This is a genomic window from Pseudomonas sp. OVF7 (assembly GCF_030644265.1).
GTDB lineage: Bacteria > Pseudomonadota > Gammaproteobacteria > Pseudomonadales > Pseudomonadaceae > Aquipseudomonas > Aquipseudomonas gorinensis.
In genome coordinates, this window is sequence record NZ_CP128996.1 from 2,196,174 (window position 1) to 2,213,608 (window position 17,435).

Here is a 17,435-nt window from a genome sequence, read left to right on the forward strand (position 1 = left end):
CGAGCTGGCTCGCGAAAGCCTCATAGACACCGCGTTTATCGAGGATCGAGGCGTTACCGTTAACGTTTTTCGCGGGCAAGCCCGCTCCTACACAACAGTGCTTAGAGACTAGTCGACAACGCTGGATTGCACAGGGTTCAGAAACGAAAACGGGAGCCGATTGCCGGCTCCCGTGGTGCGGCCTCTTACATTTCGACCTGGGTGCCCAGCTCGATCACCCGGTTGACCGGGAGCTTGAAGAAACGCAGGTTGCCGTTGGCGTTCTTCAACATGAACGCGAACAAGCCCTCGCGCCAGCGCGCCATGCCTTTGATCCGCGAGGCGATGACCGTTTCGCGGCTGAGGAAGTACGTGGTGCGCATCGGGCTGAAATCCAGCTCGTCCAGATGGCACAGTTTCAACGCTTCAGGCACGTCCGGCTCATCGGTAAAGCCGAAGTGCAGGATCACGCGGAAGAAACCTTCCCCGTAGGCATCCACCTCGAAGCGCCGTGCGGCCGGCACCCGCGGAATATCCTCATAGACCACCGTCAGCAACACCACCTGCTCGTGCAGCACCTGGTTATGCAGCAGGTTGTGCAACAGCGCGTGGGGCACGGCGTCGGGCCGTGCGGTGAGGAACACCGCGGTGCCCTGCACACGATGGGGCGGTTGCACACGGATGCTGCCGATAAAAATCGGCAGTGGCAGGCCGCCTTCGTCGAGGCGATCCATCAGCAGTTCCTTGCCGCGTTTCCACGTCGTCATCAGGATAAACAACACGATCCCCGCCAACACCGGGAACGCACCGCCCTGGACGATTTTCGGCACGTTGGCGGCGAAGAACAGGCCGTCCACCAGCAGGAAACCGATCAATACCGGAATCGCCAGCAGCGGTGGCCACTTCCACAGCAACAGCATCACCGCCGACACCAGGATACTGGTGATCAGCATGGTGCCAGTCACCGCGACACCGTAGGCGGAAGCCAGGGCATTGGAGGACTCGAAGCCCAGTACCAGCAGGATCACGCCCACCATCAACGACCAGTTCACAGCACCAATGTAGATCTGGCCTTGCTCGGCGCTGGAGGTGTGCTGGATGTGCATACGGGGGATGTAGCCCAACTGGATCGCCTGGCGAGTCAGGGAGAACGCACCGGAAATCACGGCCTGGGACGCAATCACCGTCGCCAGGGTCGACAGCACCACCAGCGGGATCAACGCCCAGCTCGGCGCCAGCAGGTAGAACGGGTTGCGCGCCGCTTCGGGGTTTTCCAGCAACAACGCGCCCTGGCCGAAATAGTTGAGCACCAGCGCCGGCAGCACGAGGGCGAACCAGGCACGGGCGATGGGCTTGCGCCCGAAGTGGCCCATGTCAGCGTACAGCGCCTCGGCACCGGTCAAGGCCAGCACCACAGCGCCAAGAATCGCCACGCCCATGCCGGGGTGGACGACAAAGAAGCGCACACCCCAGACCGGGTTCAGCGCGTTGAGCACTTCCGGATGCTGGCTGATGCCATGCACCCCCAGGCCGGCCAGCACCAGGAACCACAACACCATGACCGGGCCGAACAGCTTGCCGATACGGTCGGTGCCGTGTTTCTGGATCAGGAACAGGCCCACCAGCACCACCAGCGACAACGGCACGACCCAGCGCTCAAGCCCATCAAAGGCCAGTTCAAGGCCCTCTACCGCCGAGAGTACCGAGATTGCCGGGGTGATCATGCTATCGCCGTAGAACAGCGCGGCACCGATCAGGCCGAGAATCACCAGCACCGACCGCAACTTGGGATACGGCGACGCCGCCCGCCGCGCCAGCGCCGTCAGGGCCATGATGCCGCCCTCGCCCTGGTTGTCGGCGCGCAGGATAAACAGCACGTACTTGATCGACACCACCCAGACCAACGACCAGAAAATCAACGCCAGAATGCCGAAGACCCCGTCATGATTGACTGAAACCCCATACCCCCCGGCAAACACCTCTTTAAGGGTATAGAGCGGGCTGGTACCAATATCGCCGTACACCACCCCGACCGCCGCCACCAGCATGCCTATCGGCTTGGCGTTTGAATGCTCGGCACCCGCTGCCTGACTACTTGCCTGACCCATCAACCACTCCTGCCCTTTGACCTGAGGTCTTTTATAAACAACGCGCCTAAGCTGACCCTAGCATGCGCTGTTTTACTTCTCGTAACAGACGTTTTATTGACCCAGGGCTTTCCCCGCGAGCAACGGCGCGAAGCATAGCGCAGCACTCGTCGCATTTCCCTGCATAAAGCTGGTCAAGTGCGTTGCCCGTCGCTAGAATTGCGCACTTTTTGATCAGAGGCGCAGCAAGCGCCCGTCCGCAGCCCTGTCATGCCCGACTGGCGGCGTCATTCAATACCGAGGTTAGACATGTCCACCACCATCGCAAAGGCCAACCCCAAGGTTGGCTTTGTTTCCCTGGGTTGCCCGAAGGCCCTGGTTGACTCCGAACGCATCCTGACCCAACTGCGCATGGAAGGTTATGACGTGGTGTCCACTTACCAGGACGCGGACGTGGTGGTGGTCAATACCTGCGGCTTCATCGACTCGGCCAAGGCAGAGTCGCTGGAAGTGATCGGCGAAGCCATCAAGGAAAACGGCAAGGTCATCGTGACCGGCTGCATGGGTGTGGAAGAAGGCAATATCCGCAATGTGCACCCGAGCGTGTTGGCGGTGACCGGCCCGCAGCAGTACGAACAGGTGGTCAACGCTGTGCACGACGTCGTGCCACCACGCCAGGACCACAACCCGCTGATCGACCTGGTGCCGCCGCAAGGCATCAAGCTGACCCCGCGTCACTACGCGTACCTGAAGATTTCCGAAGGCTGCAACCACAGCTGCAGCTTCTGCATCATCCCGTCGATGCGCGGCAAGCTGGTCAGCCGCCCCGTGGGTGATGTATTGGACGAAGCCCAGCGCCTGGTCAAATCCGGCGTAAAAGAGCTGCTGGTGATCTCCCAGGACACCAGCGCCTATGGCGTCGACGTGAAGTACCGCACCGGCTTCTGGAACGGCGCGCCGGTGAAAACCCGCATGACCGAACTGTGCGAAGCCTTGAGCAGCCTGGGTGTGTGGGTGCGCCTGCACTACGTTTACCCGTACCCGCACGTGGACGAGTTGATCCCGCTGATGGCCGCCGGCAAGATCCTGCCGTACCTGGACATCCCGTTCCAGCACGCCAGCCCGAAAGTGCTCAAGGCCATGAAACGCCCGGCCTTCGAGGACAAGACCCTGGCGCGCATCAAGAACTGGCGCGAAATCTGCCCGGACCTGATCATCCGTTCGACCTTTATCGTGGGCTTCCCCGGCGAAACCGAAGAAGACTTCCAATACCTGCTCGACTGGCTGACCGAAGCCCAGCTGGACCGCGTCGGCTGCTTCCAGTACTCGCCGGTGGAAGGTGCCCCGGCCAACCTGCTGGACCTGGCCGTGGTGCCGGATGACGTCAAGCAGGACCGTTGGGAGCGCTTCATGGCGCATCAGCAAGCGATCAGCTCGGCGCGCCTGCAACTGCGCATCGGCAAGGAAATCGAAGTGCTGATCGACGAAGTCGATGAACAAGGCGCGGTTGGCCGTTGCTTCTTCGATGCGCCGGAAATCGACGGCAACGTGTTTATCGACGATGCCACGGGCTTGAAGCCAGGTGACAAGGTCTGGTGCACCGTGACCGACGCCGACGAATACGACCTGTGGGCTGAAAAACGCGACTGATCGCTTCCGCCTGTAAATAAAGTGCAAAAGCCCTGCCTCTGGACAAGATGCGGGGCTTTTTTAGGTCTATCGTTTTGCCCATCGACGCCAATTTCGGCAAGGGGCAGCGGGCATGCGTCAGCATTCGGTTATCCATACACCCAGAACCAGCGACTACGCGCAGTTGGCAAGGATCTGGGAGGCCTCGGTGCGGGCCACCCATGATTTCCTGCCGGACAGTTATATCGAGCTGCTGAAAAACCTGGTGCTGACCCGCTACCTGGACTCGGTGATGCTGATCTGCACCAAGGACTCGCGCCAGCGCATTACCGGGTTTGCCGGGGTGGCCGCAGGCAAGGTCGAGATGTTGTTTATCGACCCGCAATACCGTGGCCAGGGGCTGGGCCGGCAATTGCTGCGGTACGCGATCGAATGCATGAATGCCGATGAGCTGGACGTCAACGAACAGAACCCCCAGGCCCTGGGCTTTTACTTCAAACAAGGCTTCGAGGTGATCGGACGCACAGAGCATGATGGCCTGGGGCAGCCTTATCCGTTGCTGCATTTGCGTTTGCGCCAGGCGCCGCAGCAGGCGCGCCAGGGTTAAATGAAATGGAGCCGGGATTAACCGGCTCCAGGCAGGTACAATAGCCGCCCCCTTTTGCTACGGCCCTTGTCATGACTGACCCCATACGCCTCTCCAAACGCCTTATCGAACTGGTCGGTTGCTCCCGTCGGGAGGCTGAGCTGTTTATCGAAGGCGGCTGGGTCTCGGTGGACGGTGAAGTGATCGACGAGCCGCAGTTCAAGGTCACGACCCAAAAGGTCGAATTGGACCCCGACGCCAAGGCCACCGCGCCGGAGCCGGTGACTATCCTGCTGCACGCGCCGGTTGGCGTGGATGCCGAGACGGCCATGGCCTCGATCAGCGCCGAAACGCTGTCCGAAGAGCACCGCTTCAGCAAGCGCCCGCTCAAGGGGCATTTCCTGCGCCTGACCGCCAGCGCCGACCTGCAAGCCAAGGCCAGCGGCCTGCTGGTGTTCACCCAGGACTGGAAGATACTGCGCAAGTTGACCGCCGATGCCGCCAAGATCGAGCAGGAATACGTGGTCGAGGTCGAGGGCGACATGGTTGCCCATGGCCTGAACCGCCTCAACCATGGCCTGACCTACAAAGGCAAAGAGCTGCCGGCGGTGAAAGCCAGCTGGCAGAACGAAAACCGCCTGCGCTTTGCGATGAAAAACCCGCAACCGGGCGTGATCGCCCTGTTCTGCGAAGCGGTTGGCTTGAAGGTCATCGCCATCCGCCGTATCCGCATCGGCGGCGTGTCCATCGGCAAGGTGCCGGTAGGTCAATGGCGTTATCTGTCCGGCAAAGAGAAGTTCTAAGCCACTCCCCCTTTCCAGGCGCCGCCCCACCCGGCGGCGCCCACTGTTGAAAACCAGGATTGCCCACCATGATTCACAATGACGTACTGCGCAGCGTGCGCTACATGCTCGACATCAGCGACAACAAGATGGTCGAGATCATCAAGCTCGGCGGCATGGACGTGACCAAGGAAGACCTGCTGACTTACCTCAAGAAAGACGAGGAAGAGGGCTTCGTGTTCTGCCCGGATGAGGTCATGGCGCATTTCCTCGATGGCCTGGTGATTTTCAAGCGTGGCAAGGACGAAAGCCGTCCGCCACAGCCGATCGAAACCCCGGTGACCAACAACATCATCCTCAAGAAACTGCGCGTGGCCTTCGAACTCAAGGAAGACGACATGCATGCCATCCTCAAGGCCGCCGAGTTCCCGGTGTCCAAGCCGGAGCTGAGCGCGCTGTTCCGCAAGGCCGGCCACACCAACTACCGTCCGTGCGGCGACCAGTTGCTGCGTAACTTCCTCAAGGGCCTGACGCTGCGGGTTCGCGCGTAAACCATGAGTTACCACGTCTCGCCCGTCGGCTTCGTGCGCTCCTGTTTCAAGGAGAAGTTCGCCATTCCGCGCCAGCCGCAACTGGCGCCTGCCGCACGGGGCGTGCTGGAGCTGGTCGCGCCGTTCGACCAGGGCGAGGCGGTGCAGGGCCTGGAGCAGGTCAGCCATGTTTGGCTGTTGTTTCTGTTCCACCAGGCCCTGGAAGACAAGCCACGCTTGAAAGTGCGCCCGCCGCGCCTGGGCGGCAACACGTCCATGGGCGTATTTGCCACCCGCGCCACCCATCGGCCCAATGGGATTGGCCAGTCGGTGGTGAAGCTGGACAAGGTGGAGCCGGGGCGACTATGGATTTCCGGGATTGATTTGCTCGATGGCACACCGGTGCTGGATATCAAGCCGTATGTGCCCTACGCCGACATCATCGACACGGCCAGCAACAGCATCGCCAGTGGTGCGCCGCAACTGATTCCGGTGCAATGGCTGAAGACGGCGCTGCAACAGGCACAAGGCCACGCCCAGCGCCTTGGGGAGCCGTTGGTGGAGTTGATCGATCAGTGCCTGGCGCAGGATCCACGGCCGGCGTACCAGACACCTGGGCCTGAGCGCGAATATGGAGCGCAGTTCTGGGATGTGGATGTGCGCTGGCACTATCCCGAGGCTGGGATGATTTGTGTGCTGGAAGTGGTGCCGGCTGGATAAACCGGAAACCCAATGTGGGAGGGGGCTTGCCCCCGATGGCAGTGTGAAGTGCGCCCCAGAAGTTGGACACCCATCCAATTTCTGGGGCGTTTTCATGAGCAAGTACACCACGCAGTTCAAGCTATCTGCCATCACCGCTTTCCTTGAGCGAGGCCGAGGGTTTCGCCGGGTCGCCGCTCAATTTCAAATGGACCCCACCTTGCTTCGTCGTTGGGTCGAGGCTTATCGATTACACGGTGAGGCCAGCTTGAGCAGTACCGGCCAGCGTTACAGTGCCTTGTTCAAGTTCTCTGTTCTACGGCGCATGTGGGATGACTCCCTTTCCTTGCGCCGCGCAGCGGCGCTTTTCAACTTGGGGGATTCCACTCAGGTGGGCAGATGGCAACAGCAGTATTACAGTGGCGGTATTGAAGCCCTGGAGTCAGGGAAAAGAGGACTGAGCACCGCTATGCCTAAACCACCTGCTAAACCACGCAAAACCGCTGCCCCACTCACCAGCCCTGAGCCTGAGCACAAGACGTTACTTGATGAGCTCCAATACCTACGGATGGAGAACGCTTATCTAAAAAAGCTTGGGGAGTTAGGCGAGGCGGTGATGAGGCGGGAGAAAGAACAGAAGAAAAAGCCCGATTAGTCAGTGAGCTTAAGCAACACTTTCCCTTGCGTGACTTGCTCAAGCTAGTGAGCCTTGCGCGAAGTACGTACTACTACCAACTCAAGGCGATGGGCGTTGCGGACCGATTTTCCTCGATCAAAGCTTCTATCCAGACCATCCAAAACGAGCATAAGGGCCGCTTTGGTTACCGTCGGATGACGCTAGAACTACGTAAAGAAAGATCGCTGATCAACAGTAAAACGGTACGACGACTGATGGGGGAGCTGGGTCTGAAATGCACGGTGCGGCCTAAGAAATACAGGTCGTATAAAGGGCCGATGGGCGAAGTGTCGCCCAACACCTTGGCTCGTCAGTTCGAGGCTGAGCAACCGAATCAGAAATGGGTGACGGATGTCACCGAGTTCAAAGTGGCCGGCAAAAAGCTGTACTTGTCCCCAGTTTTGGACTTGTACAACGGAGAAATCGTGGCCTATCAGACGGCAATACGTCCCCAATATGCCTTGGTGGGCGAGATGCTGGAAAAAGCTATTGAAGGCTTACCTGAGGGCGGCAAGCCTATGCTGCATTCAGATCAAGGCTGGCACTATCGATATCCAAAGTACCGGGAGAGGCTAGAAAAAGCAGGGCTGGAGCAAAGCATGTCACGCAAAGGAAACTGCCATGACAACGCCACAATGGAGAGTTTCTTCGGCACGCTGAAGTCAGAGTTCTACTATCGGGAAAGCTTTGAAAGCGTGGAGCAGTTGCAAGCGGGGCTGGATGAGTACATCCATTACTACAACCATAAGCGAATCAAAGTGAAGCTTGGCGGACTGAGCCCTGTAGCGTACAGGACCCGGTCCGCTGTAGCCTAACCAACAGCTGTCCAGCTTTTGGGGCGCACTTCAGTGGGTCAGTCGACATGTAAGTTGACTGAATCACCGTCATCGGGGGCAAGCCCCCTCCCACATTCAGATCTTCTGTGTTGCCCAGTCAGCACATGGCCTGACTGCTTTACTTCTCGACGAACGCGCGCTCGATCAGGTAATCACCCGGCTCACGCATGCGCGGCGAAACTTTCAGGCCGAAGCTGTTCAGCACTTCGCTGGTCTCGTCCAACATGCTTGGGCTGCCGCACAGCATGGCGCGGTCGTCCTCGGGGTTGATCGGTGGCAGGCCGATGTCACGGAACAGCTTACCACTGCGCATCAGGTCGGTCAGGCGGCCTTCGTTCTCGAACGGTTCACGGGTCACGGTCGGGTAGTAGATCAACTTTTCACGCAGGGCTTCGCCGAAGAATTCGTTCTGCGGCAGGTGCTCGGTGATGAATTCGCGGTAGGCGACTTCGTTGACGTAACGCACGCCGTGGCACAGGATCACTTTTTCGAAACGCTCGTAGGTTTCCGGATCCTGGATCACGCTCATAAACGGCGCCAGGCCAGTACCGGTGCTGAGCAGGTACAGGTGTTTGCCCGGCTTCAGATCGTCAAGCACCAGGGTGCCTGTCGGTTTCTTGCTGATGATGATCTCGTCGCCTTCCTTCAAATGCTGCAATTGGGAAGTCAGCGGGCCATCCGGCACCTTGATGCTGAAGAATTCCAGATGCTCTTCCCAATTCGGGCTGGCAATGGAATATGCGCGCATGAGCGGGCGGCCGTTGGGCTGTTGCAGGCCGATCATCACGAACTGACCGTTCTCGAAGCGCAGGCCCGGATCGCGGGTGCACTTGAAGCTGAACAGAGTGTCGTTCCAGTGATGAACACTGAGGACACGCTCGTGGTTCATGTTGCTCATGTACGGGGGACTCCTGGAAATGGGTCTGCGCCAAATGATAGGTGCGCAATTGCACAGCATTCTAATGGCGGCGACAATATCTGTTAACTGGATTATTAAGATAAGGGTTATCGGTTATATCGATATGCGATTTACTCTCCGTCAACTGCAAGTCTTCGTCGCCGTCGCCCAGCAGGAAAGCGTGTCCCGCGCTGCTGGTCTCCTGGCCTTATCTCAATCCGCCGCCAGCACTTCGATTACCGAGCTGGAGCGTCAATCCAGCTGCCAATTGTTCGACCGCGCCGGTAAACGCCTGAGCCTCAACGCCCTCGGGCACCAGCTGTTACCCCAGGCGGTGGCCCTGTTGGACCAGGCCAAGGAAATCGAGGACCTGCTCAACGGCAAGTCCGGTTTCGGCTCCCTGGCGGTCGGCGCAACCCTGACCATCGGCAATTACCTGGCCACCCTGCTGATCGGCAGCTTTATGCAGCAGCACCCCGAAAGCCAGGTGAAGCTGCATGTACAGAACACAGCCAATATCGTGCACCAGGTGGCCCACTATGAAATTGACCTGGGTCTAATCGAAGGCGATTGCAGCCACCCGGATATCGAGGTGCAAACCTGGGTAGAGGATGAACTGGTGGTGTTTTGCGCGCCGCAGCACCACCTGGCCAAGCGCGGCATAGCGACCATGGAAGCGTTGACCCATGAAGCCTGGATCCTGCGGGAGCAAGGCTCAGGGACACGACTGACCTTCGACCAGGCCATGCGCCATCACCGCAGCGCGCTGAATATCCGCCTGGAGCTGGAACACACCGAGGCGATCAAGCGTGCGGTGGAGTCCGGGCTGGGGATTGGCTGTATTTCCCGATTGGCGCTGCGTGATGCCTTCCGCCGGGGCAGCCTGGTGCCCGTGGAAACCCCGGACCTGGACCTGGCCCGGCAGTTCTACTTCATCTGGCATAAACAGAAGTACCAGACCTCGGCCATGCGCGAGTTTCTCGAACTGTGCCGCGCCTTTACCGCCGGGGTACAGCGCAGCGACGAGATCGTGCTGCCGAGCATTGCCTGAGCCTTAGATCAGGATCACGGCCCACACCAGGGTGATCATGGTCAGGGCCACGAATTGCGCGGCGCTGCCCATGTCCTTGGCGTTTTTTGACAGGGGATGACGGTCCAGGGAAATGCGGTCGATCGCCGCCTCTACCGCCGAATTGAGCAATTCAACGATCAAGGCCAGCAGGCATACCGCAATCAGCAACGCACGCTCGACGCGGCTGACGTGCAGGAAGAAGCTCAGTGGGATCAGGATGACGTTCAACAACACCAACTGACGGAAAGCCGCCTCGCCGGTGAAAGCTGCGCGCAGGCCATCCAGGGAGTAGCCCCCTGCATTGAAGATACGTTTGATACCGGTTTGACCCTTGAAAGGCGACATAGATGTAGGCAACTGAACCAAAGGAGTGGGGAAACTAGATCAAGCAAAGTCAAAAAAGCGTGAAGCAATGACCGCTTAATGCTGCGAAATTGACTCAAGTTGTTGCAAGAGCAGTGCTGCCTGGGTACGCGTACGCACGCCCAGCTTGCGAAAGATGGCTGTCACGTGGGCCTTGATGGTCGCTTCCGACACGCTCAACTCGTAGGCGATCTGCTTGTTCAAGAGGCCTTCGCAGACCATGGTCAACACCCGGAACTGCTGGGGTGTCAGGCTGGCCAAGCCATCACGGGCGGCCTTGGCCTCGTCGGACACGTTGATTTCTTCAAACGCTTGCGGCGGCCAGGACACATCGCCCTCCAACACCGCGCGCACGGCACGCTGGATCGCGTCCATGGAACTGGACTTGGGAATGAAACCACTGGCGCCAAACTCCTTGGAGCGCACCACCACGTCGGCCTCTTCCTGGGCCGAGACCATCACCACCGGAATCTGCGGGTATTGCCCGCGCAGCAGCACCAACCCAGAGAAACCATAGGCGCCGGGCATGTTCAGGTCGAGCAGCACCAGGTCCCAGTCGGATTTTTCGGTGAGGCGGGTTTCCAGCTCGGCAATGCTGGCCACTTCGACCAGGCGGACATCGGGGCCCAGGCCCAGGGTTACCGCCTGATGCAATGCACTGCGAAACAGCGGGTGGTCATCGGCTATCAGGATTTCGTATGTGGCCATTGATTAAATGATCCTGTTTTTTATGGCAGCCCTGATGGGTTCAGGGTTCGCCAGTACACAAGGCGACGGCCAGGCAGCCATCGCCACAGGGCAGGCTCAACGTCAAAAACACCTGGAACGACGTTGAAAACTCACGGTTGCGCCCTGATCGGCGCCCAGCATGCCCAGCGCAGCCTGGGGGGTCAAGCACTACGCCCGTGGCATTTTAGCGAGTTGTGGGGCTGCAGTGCCATCATGCAAACGTCGTCTGGTTATACCGCTGGGATATAGGGTGCAAGACGAGTATGGACGATGTCTGCCAAGTCCAGCGGTAACTGGAACTTGGCGGCCAGGTAATGGGTGCTGAACACGTCGAGATAAGCATCCAGCACTTCGCTCGCGGCCTGGTCGGCGGCCAGCTCCAGGCACAGCGCGGCCACTTCGGCGGTGCAGAAGTGATCATCCCGCTTGGAACGCCGCAGTTTATAGCGCGACAGTTGCTCCGGGGCCAGGCTCAGGACAGGCAGATGCTCCAGATAGGGGCTTTTGCGAAACATCTTGCGCGCTTCGCTCCAAGTGCCGTCCAGCAGGATAAACAGCGGGCGCTTGCCCTCCCCTACGACGACTTCGCTGACCACTCGCTCAGGTGCGACAAATTCGCCAGGGAATACGATATACGGCTGCCATTGCGGATCTGCGAGCAAGATGAGCAGTTCAGGATCGACCTCGGTGCGCGACCAGGCAAATGCACGGGTGTCGTGGATGACATCAGCGATCAGCCAGCCTGTGTTGCTCGGTTTCATCGGTTCGACGTCGTGCATCAACAGGCACATCGCAGACCGGGCCTCGACCTGAGGCCGCCAGGCACACAGGCAGTATTGCGGGATCACCCGGCAGCCGGGGCAGCGCTCGGCGCGGGAGCCACGGTTGACAAAAGGCCTGACGGCCCGCGCCAGGCGTTGGGTGCGCAGGCGGGAGACGGCATGGCTCATTGGATGCGCCGCACGGAAGAGGAAATCGACACTGGGGGAACTCGAGAAGGGCTTAAGTGGCTGCAGTTTACCAGAGCCCGTCGTACTTCCCATCGATACGCCTGGCTGTCATGGCAAGGGGTCCACTATAATTGCGCGCCACTGAACGCATAGCGCAGTGGCTGGTCTATGCACCAGTAACCGAATCAGGAGAGTTTCATGCTGCGTTCCATGCTGCGTCTTGTTGCCCCATCCGTCGCGCTCGCGTTGGTCCTGCCTGTGGGCGCCCAGGCAGCCTCGTTGCTGGAGGCGCAAATGAACAAGAAGCTGCAAAGCGTCGCGGCCGAAAGCAACAAGGAGCTGCCCCGGGAGATTGACGAAAAAACCCTGGAAGTGGCCTACACCGTTGAGGGGATGCAACTGATCGACCACCTCAGCGTGCTGCCTGATCGCGCCGAACAGATGCGCGCCAACCCCAAGGCAGTGTATTTCCAGCTGGGTCAGAGCGTATGCCTGAACAAGGGCTACCGCGAGCTGATGGCCAAGGGCGCGGTGATGCGCTACGAAATCACCGAGAACAAGACCAACCGTCCTGTGGCATCAGTGAAGTTCGTGGAAGCAGATTGCCCGGCACCGGCTGCGGCGAAAAAGAAAAAGTAATGTGGCTTGGCCCTCGCGCGCGGCTGTCCAGCGGCGCGCCGATTTCCCCGATTCCGTTTCCAGCGGCAGTCAAACTACCGTGATGAGCGACCAATAAGCGGTTGCCAGCCAAGGGTTTTTCGGCCCATGATCAAGTCATCCCAGCAGCCCTTCTACAGCGGTCTTCACGCCGTCCTGTAACATTTTCAGGGCAAAAGAGGGTTGCCCTCCTGCAACTTGCAGTGCAAAGGTTTTTACATCACAAGGAACATACAGAGCCCGCTTTGCCGCTTGGCGAACATTGTTCATTGCCTTGGGCATGCAGCGACACATGCAGTGTCGTGGCGACGGACGAATATCTCGTCGTTGACCTGGCCTCTGTGAAGAAGGAGACGTTGAATGCCTTACGAACCGAATGACCGCCTGCTTCAGCATTTTGAAGCAAACGGAGCTGACCTCACACAGCAGGTCGACGCTCAACTCCAGCTGATTGCGCCTGACAGCCCTAACATCCCCCTTTATCGCGACATGATCCTGACCGTTCTGCGCATGGCCCAGGACGACAGTAGCCGCTGGAACGCCAAGATCACCTTGCAGGCGATCCGCGAGTTGGACCACGCTTTCCGTGTACTGGAGCAGTTCAAGGGCCGGCGCAAGGTCACGGTGTTCGGCTCGGCACGCACGCCTGTCGAGAGCCCGTTGTATGCCCTGGCCCGTGAAGTCGGTGCAGCGCTGGCCCGATCAGACTTGATGGTGATCACCGGTGGTGGCGGCGGCATCATGGCGGCGGCTCACGAAGGCGCAGGCCTGGAACATAGCCTTGGGTTCAACATCACCCTGCCATTTGAACAGCACGCCAACCCGACCATCGATGGTACCGAGAACCTGCTGTCCTTCCACTTTTTCTTCACCCGTAAGCTGTTCTTCGTCAAGGAAGCCGACGCGTTGGTGCTGTGCCCGGGCGGTTTCGGCACGCTGGATGAAGCGCTGGAAGTGCTGACGTTGATCCAGACCGGCAAAAGCCCACTGGTACCCGTGGTACTGCTGGACGCACCTGGAGGCGGTTTCTGGCAGGGCGCCCTGGACTTTATCCGCAATCAACTGGAAGCCAATCGCTATATCCTCCCCACTGACCTCAAGCTGATACGCCTGGTGTACAGCGCTGAAGAGGCCGTCGAAGAGATCAATCAGTTCTATGCCAACTTCCATTCCACACGCTGGTTGAAGCGTGAATTCGTGGTGCGCATTAATCACCCGCTCAGCGAGCGTGCGCTGGCTCATTTGCAGAACGAGTTCGCCAGCCTACGGTTGAGTGGAGAGTTCCAGCAGCTTGCCTATACCGGCGAGGAGCATGATGAACCGAGGTTCAGCCATTTGACGCGACTGGTGTTCAACTTCAACGGACGCGATCAGGGCCGGCTGCGGGAGTTGGTGGACTACATCAACTTGCCGGAGAACTGGGCGCAGTCCCAGGGGAAGACGCAACAGCGAGTAGCGCCGCAGCCGGCGTGAAATCCAGAAACGCGACGCAGAATCCAGAAACGCAAAAAGGCCCGGCTATTTTCATAGCGGGCCTTTTTTTGGGGCAGTTTTTGGTGGTTCAGGTTTAGATTGAGGGTGAGGCTATTGAGGGTGAGGCTATTGGGGCTGCTTCGCAGCCCAACGCGGGGCAAGCCCGCTCGCCACAACAAGCCCGTCCGCCATACAACAAGCCTGTTCAACAAACAGCAAGGTGCTCAGTCGTCCATGTCTCGACCACTGAGTAAGCGGCTGATCATTTCCATCGAAAAACCGCGATAACTCAAGAAGCGCCCCTGCTTCGCGCGTTCCCTGGCATCAATTGGAAGGTGACCGGCAAACTTGCGGCGCCAGGTGTCCTCCAGTTGCGACTGCCAACTGATACCGCACTCACGTAGGGCAATGTCTATATCGGCGCGCTGCAAACCGCGCTGGCTCAGCTCTTCGCGAATCCGCGCGGGGCCGTAGCCGGAACGGGCTCGGTAGGAGACAAAGCTTTCGAGGTAGCGGGACTCCGACAGCAGCCCTTCTTCCGTCAAACGGTCAAGGGCGGTCTCGATCATCTCAGGCTCCGCGCCGCGCTGACGCAGTTTACGCGTCAGCTCGACTCGACCATGCTCGCGGCGAGCAAGCAGGTCCATTGCGGTGCGCCGAACGGCGACAAGTGTATCCAGTACAACAGTCATCGTTTGCTTCAGATGTCAGTGTCGACTTCTTCTACTTCTTCAACCGGCTCGCGATTGGCGGCCGCTTTCACGTCTGGCGTAGGGGTCAGCAGCTTGTCGCGAATCTGCTTCTCAAGGGTCGCCGCGATATCCGGGTTGTCTTGCAGGAACTTGGCCGAGTTGGCCTTGCCCTGGCCGATTTTGCTGCCGTTGTAGGCATACCAGGCACCGGACTTCTCGACAAAACCGTGCAGCACGCCCAGGTCGATCATCTCGCCGTTCAGGTAGATACCCTTGCCGTAGAGAATCTGGAACTCGGCCTGACGGAATGGCGGTGCGACTTTGTTTTTTACGACCTTGACGCGGGTTTCGCTACCAACGACCTCGTCACCTTCCTTCACCGCGCCCGTACGACGGATGTCCAGACGAACCGAAGCATAGAACTTCAGCGCGTTACCACCGGTGGTGGTTTCCGGGCTGCCGAACATGACGCCGATCTTCATCCGGATCTGGTTGATGAAGATCACCAGGCAGTTGGCATTCTTGATGTTACCGGTGATTTTACGCAGCGCCTGGGACATGAGGCGGGCTTGCAGGCCCACGTGCATATCACCCATTTCGCCTTCGATTTCAGCCTTCGGTACCAGGGCAGCCACGGAGTCGACCACGATCACGTCGATGGCGTTGGAGCGCACCAGCATGTCGGTGATTTCGAGGGCTTGCTCACCGGTGTCCGGTTGGGAAACCAGCAGGTCGTCAACGTTGACGCCCAGCTTGCCGGCATATTCAGGGTCAAGGGCGTGCTCGGCGTCGACGAACGCGCAAGTGGCGCCCATTTTTTGCGCCTGGGCAATCACCGACAGGGTCAGGGTGGTTTTACCGGAAGATTCAGGACCGTAGATTTCAACGATACGGCCTTTTGGCAGGCCGCCAATGCCGAGCGCGATGTCCAGACCCAGAGAGCCAGTGGAGATAGCCGGGATCGCCTGACGGTCATGATCGCCCATACGCATTACGGCACCCTTGCCGAATTGACGTTCGATCTGACCCAGGGCCGCAGCCAAGGCTTTCTTCTTGTTGTCGTCCATTAAAGTCCTCACGTAATCAATAAGGCCTGGCGGCCAACACCTGTATAAGTAGACAGTATTGTTCCACAAAGATCAGAGATCGCCTACCCCTGATTTTCTATTTCTGCTGCAGCTCGTCGCAACAAGCCCTCCAGCGCGGCCTTTACCGTTTGTCGGCGGACCTCGTCGCGGTTACCCGGGAAGTGCGCAAGCTCAGCGGTGACCTCGTCCCCGACGCCGAAGGCCAGCCACACCGTGCCCACCGGTTTTTCCGGCGAACCGCCATCGGGCCCCGCCACGCCACTGACCGCCACGGCAAAACGCGCCAGGCTTTTTTCCTGTGCGCCGCGGACCATCGCCTCCACCACTTCCTGGCTGACCGCGCCGACTTTGGCGAACAGCGCCTCAGGCACGTTCAACTGGCGGGTCTTTTGCCGGTTGGAATAGGTGACATAGCCAGCCTCGAACCACGCCGAACTCCCTGGAATCCGCGTAATAGCCTCGGCAATACCGCCACCGGTACAGGATTCAGCCGTGGTGACGTGGGCATTGAGCACCTGTAAACGGCGACCCAGTTCAGCGGCAAGTTGGGTGATTTCTTTCACGGTCGTCTCCTGGAGTGGGCGGGCGTTTGCCTACCCTACAGGAGCCTATCGACCATGCAAGTTGCAGCATGTATCCAGAGACTAACGCGCAACGGCACGCACATAGGCCTGGCAGGCACGCAAGGCGATCACGGCGTTATCACCGTCGTCGGTGATGGCGATAATTCGCTGAGCATGCGCCGGGTCAAGTCGGGCTCGCGGGGCTGCATGAACCACGCCGCCGGAGGCGGGGGTGGCGGGCATTGTACTGCCTCTGGCGGGGTCGCTGGCGTCGAGAAGGACTGACAACCGCACATCAGCAGTGGCCAGGCGGTCGCGCAGAGCTGCTTGAGTACGTTGGGCATCGCTTAACTCCCGAGTGTGTTGTTGATCGCTGGCGCTGAGCTGTTGTTCCAACGCCTGCCGTTTGTCGTTCTCCGCCTGTTGTTGACGCAAAGCCACTAGATGCTGCTGGCTCAACGCCCGCGCCTGGGCAGACGCCTCGCGCTCAAGCTGCGCACCATAGCGCCAGGCCTGCACCTGCCAAGTCAGCGCGATCAACAGGCAAGCGCCGATCAGCCGGCAAACCGTCAGGTAACGCATAAGACCGCCTTCGCCCGCGCCCATAGCTGCAAGCGGTTTTCCAGCCCATTGAGCCCACCGTTTATGCGCCGGGTGATAGTGGTGAACTGGTCCTTGTCGGCCAGCTCATTCAGGCCGTTGCTCTGCCAGAACCAGGCGGCCGACTCGGCAGCCCATTGCGGTTGCTCCAGCAGTTGCGGTTGACGCAACAAACGATCATCGCCAAACAAGGCCTGGCTACAGGCCAGGTAATTGCGCCGGCCGGTAATTTGGATCAGCCCCCTGCCCCGGTACAGCTGACCATCGCCATCCGCTTCGAGGCTATTGCCCAGGCGTACGGCCAGGCCGCCGGTATCGTATTTGCTCAGGTATTGATCGCTGCCCAGTTCACGGACGTAACGCAGCTCGCCGGATTCGTGGCCGATCTGAGCGAGGAAGGCGGCGATGCGCTTCGCACGGTCAATCTCGAAGCGAACGAAAGCCGCATTCAAGGGCGTTAAAAAAACGCCCGCTCTCAGGCGGGCATCCGGCATAACGCCAAGCAGCTGGGGGAGTGTTATCACCATTGGTTTTACTCTCGAAAAG

20 protein-coding genes are annotated in these 17,435 nt (G+C 59.4%); 9 read left to right on the forward strand and 11 right to left on the reverse strand.

Annotated features, from left to right (window positions below; all coding sequences use genetic code 11):
• Positions 1-185: 185 nt before the first annotated feature.
• Positions 186-2,087 carry a potassium transporter Kup gene (locus tag QU606_RS10005; RefSeq protein WP_024073766.1) on the reverse strand — a complete coding sequence of 634 codons (1,902 nt, stop codon included), beginning with the start codon at positions 2,085-2,087 and terminating at the stop codon, positions 186-188.
• 288 nt (positions 2,088-2,375) lie between these two features.
• Here QU606_RS10005 and rimO point away from each other — a divergent pair, with 288 nt between their 5' ends.
• The 6 genes from rimO to QU606_RS10035 all read left to right on the forward strand — a co-directional run bounded on the left by rimO (position 2,376) and on the right by QU606_RS10035 (position 7,783).
• Positions 2,376-3,716: a 30S ribosomal protein S12 methylthiotransferase RimO gene (gene rimO, locus QU606_RS10010; protein WP_024073765.1), complete on the forward strand. Its 1,341-nt coding sequence runs from the start codon at positions 2,376-2,378 to the stop codon at positions 3,714-3,716.
• Positions 3,717-3,828: 112 nt separating this feature from the next.
• On the forward strand, positions 3,829-4,302 hold the full coding sequence (locus QU606_RS10015) for a GNAT family N-acetyltransferase (protein ID WP_069075372.1): 474 nt from the start codon (positions 3,829-3,831) through the stop codon (positions 4,300-4,302).
• 71 nt (positions 4,303-4,373) lie between these two features.
• Positions 4,374-5,084 (forward strand): rRNA pseudouridine synthase, encoded by a 711-nt coding sequence (locus QU606_RS10020; protein ID WP_024073763.1) that lies wholly within the window; start codon positions 4,374-4,376, stop codon positions 5,082-5,084.
• A gap of 68 nt (positions 5,085-5,152) precedes the next feature.
• A complete protein-coding gene (locus tag QU606_RS10025) occupies positions 5,153-5,614 on the forward strand; it encodes a DUF1456 family protein (RefSeq protein ID WP_024073762.1) in 462 nt (153 codons plus the stop codon).
• A 3-nt stretch (positions 5,615-5,617) separates the two neighbouring features.
• Positions 5,618-6,313, forward strand: a complete 696-nt coding sequence (gene tsaA, locus QU606_RS10030) for a tRNA (N6-threonylcarbamoyladenosine(37)-N6)-methyltransferase TrmO (protein WP_168232384.1) — start codon at positions 5,618-5,620, stop codon at positions 6,311-6,313.
• A gap of 94 nt (positions 6,314-6,407) precedes the next feature.
• A protein-coding gene (locus QU606_RS10035) for an IS3 family transposase (RefSeq protein WP_370531087.1) occupies positions 6,408-7,783 on the forward strand; the annotation gives its coding sequence in 2 pieces (ribosomal slippage) (positions 6,408-6,888 and positions 6,888-7,783; 1,377 coding nt in all).
• A 139-nt stretch (positions 7,784-7,922) separates the two neighbouring features.
• On the opposite strand, the gene fpr is transcribed toward QU606_RS10035, so the two are convergent.
• Complete coding sequence (gene fpr, locus QU606_RS10040) at positions 7,923-8,702, reverse strand: ferredoxin-NADP reductase (RefSeq protein ID WP_024073760.1); 780 nt, start codon at positions 8,700-8,702, stop codon at positions 7,923-7,925.
• A gap of 124 nt (positions 8,703-8,826) precedes the next feature.
• Between fpr and QU606_RS10045 the strand changes: the two genes are divergently transcribed.
• Positions 8,827-9,753, forward strand: coding sequence for a LysR family transcriptional regulator (locus QU606_RS10045; RefSeq protein ID WP_024073759.1), 927 nt, complete (start codon positions 8,827-8,829; stop codon positions 9,751-9,753).
• Between the two features lie 3 nt (positions 9,754-9,756).
• Here the strand turns inward: QU606_RS10045 and QU606_RS10050 are convergent, their stop codons facing one another.
• From QU606_RS10050 to QU606_RS10060, 3 genes are all read right to left on the reverse strand, one after another.
• Complete coding sequence (locus tag QU606_RS10050; protein WP_017137081.1) at positions 9,757-10,119, reverse strand: diacylglycerol kinase; 363 nt, start codon at positions 10,117-10,119, stop codon at positions 9,757-9,759.
• Between the two features lie 75 nt (positions 10,120-10,194).
• The gene (erdR, locus tag QU606_RS10055; RefSeq protein WP_304998352.1) at positions 10,195-10,845 is read right to left on the reverse strand and encodes a response regulator transcription factor ErdR; all 651 of its coding nucleotides are present in this window, start codon (positions 10,843-10,845) and stop codon (positions 10,195-10,197) included.
• 251 nt (positions 10,846-11,096) lie between these two features.
• On the reverse strand, positions 11,097-11,816 hold the full coding sequence (locus QU606_RS10060; RefSeq protein ID WP_168232385.1) for a tRNA-uridine aminocarboxypropyltransferase: 720 nt from the start codon (positions 11,814-11,816) through the stop codon (positions 11,097-11,099).
• Positions 11,817-12,014: 198 nt separating this feature from the next.
• Between QU606_RS10060 and QU606_RS10065 the strand changes: the two genes are divergently transcribed.
• On the forward strand, positions 12,015-12,455 hold the full coding sequence (locus QU606_RS10065) for a PA3611 family quorum-sensing-regulated virulence factor (protein WP_024073755.1): 441 nt from the start codon (positions 12,015-12,017) through the stop codon (positions 12,453-12,455).
• A 135-nt stretch (positions 12,456-12,590) separates the two neighbouring features.
• Here the strand turns inward: QU606_RS10065 and QU606_RS10070 are convergent, their stop codons facing one another.
• The gene (locus QU606_RS10070) at positions 12,591-12,755 is read right to left on the reverse strand and encodes a hypothetical protein (RefSeq protein WP_155766381.1); all 165 of its coding nucleotides are present in this window, start codon (positions 12,753-12,755) and stop codon (positions 12,591-12,593) included.
• A 78-nt stretch (positions 12,756-12,833) separates the two neighbouring features.
• Here QU606_RS10070 and QU606_RS10075 point away from each other — a divergent pair, with 78 nt between their 5' ends.
• Positions 12,834-13,946, forward strand: a complete 1,113-nt coding sequence (locus tag QU606_RS10075) for a TIGR00730 family Rossman fold protein (RefSeq protein ID WP_304998353.1) — start codon at positions 12,834-12,836, stop codon at positions 13,944-13,946.
• Between the two features lie 224 nt (positions 13,947-14,170).
• Here QU606_RS10075 and recX read toward each other — a convergent pair whose 3' ends face one another.
• The 5 genes from recX to QU606_RS10100 form a co-directional block, all read right to left on the reverse strand.
• A complete protein-coding gene (recX, locus tag QU606_RS10080; RefSeq protein WP_024073753.1) occupies positions 14,171-14,638 on the reverse strand; it encodes a recombination regulator RecX in 468 nt (155 codons plus the stop codon).
• Between the two features lie 8 nt (positions 14,639-14,646).
• Positions 14,647-15,705, reverse strand: coding sequence for a recombinase RecA (gene recA, locus QU606_RS10085; RefSeq protein ID WP_024073752.1), 1,059 nt, complete (start codon positions 15,703-15,705; stop codon positions 14,647-14,649).
• A gap of 83 nt (positions 15,706-15,788) precedes the next feature.
• Entirely contained in the window at positions 15,789-16,289 is a 501-nt protein-coding gene (locus tag QU606_RS10090) for a CinA family protein (protein WP_024073751.1), read from the reverse strand.
• A gap of 81 nt (positions 16,290-16,370) precedes the next feature.
• A complete protein-coding gene (locus tag QU606_RS10095; protein ID WP_102624412.1) occupies positions 16,371-16,871 on the reverse strand; it encodes a lysis system i-spanin subunit Rz in 501 nt (166 codons plus the stop codon).
• Positions 16,859-17,416, reverse strand: a complete 558-nt coding sequence (locus QU606_RS10100) for a glycoside hydrolase family 19 protein (protein ID WP_102624413.1) — start codon at positions 17,414-17,416, stop codon at positions 16,859-16,861. The genes QU606_RS10095 and QU606_RS10100 overlap by 13 nt, the downstream gene beginning before the upstream one ends.
• Positions 17,417-17,435: the final 19 nt, after the last annotated feature.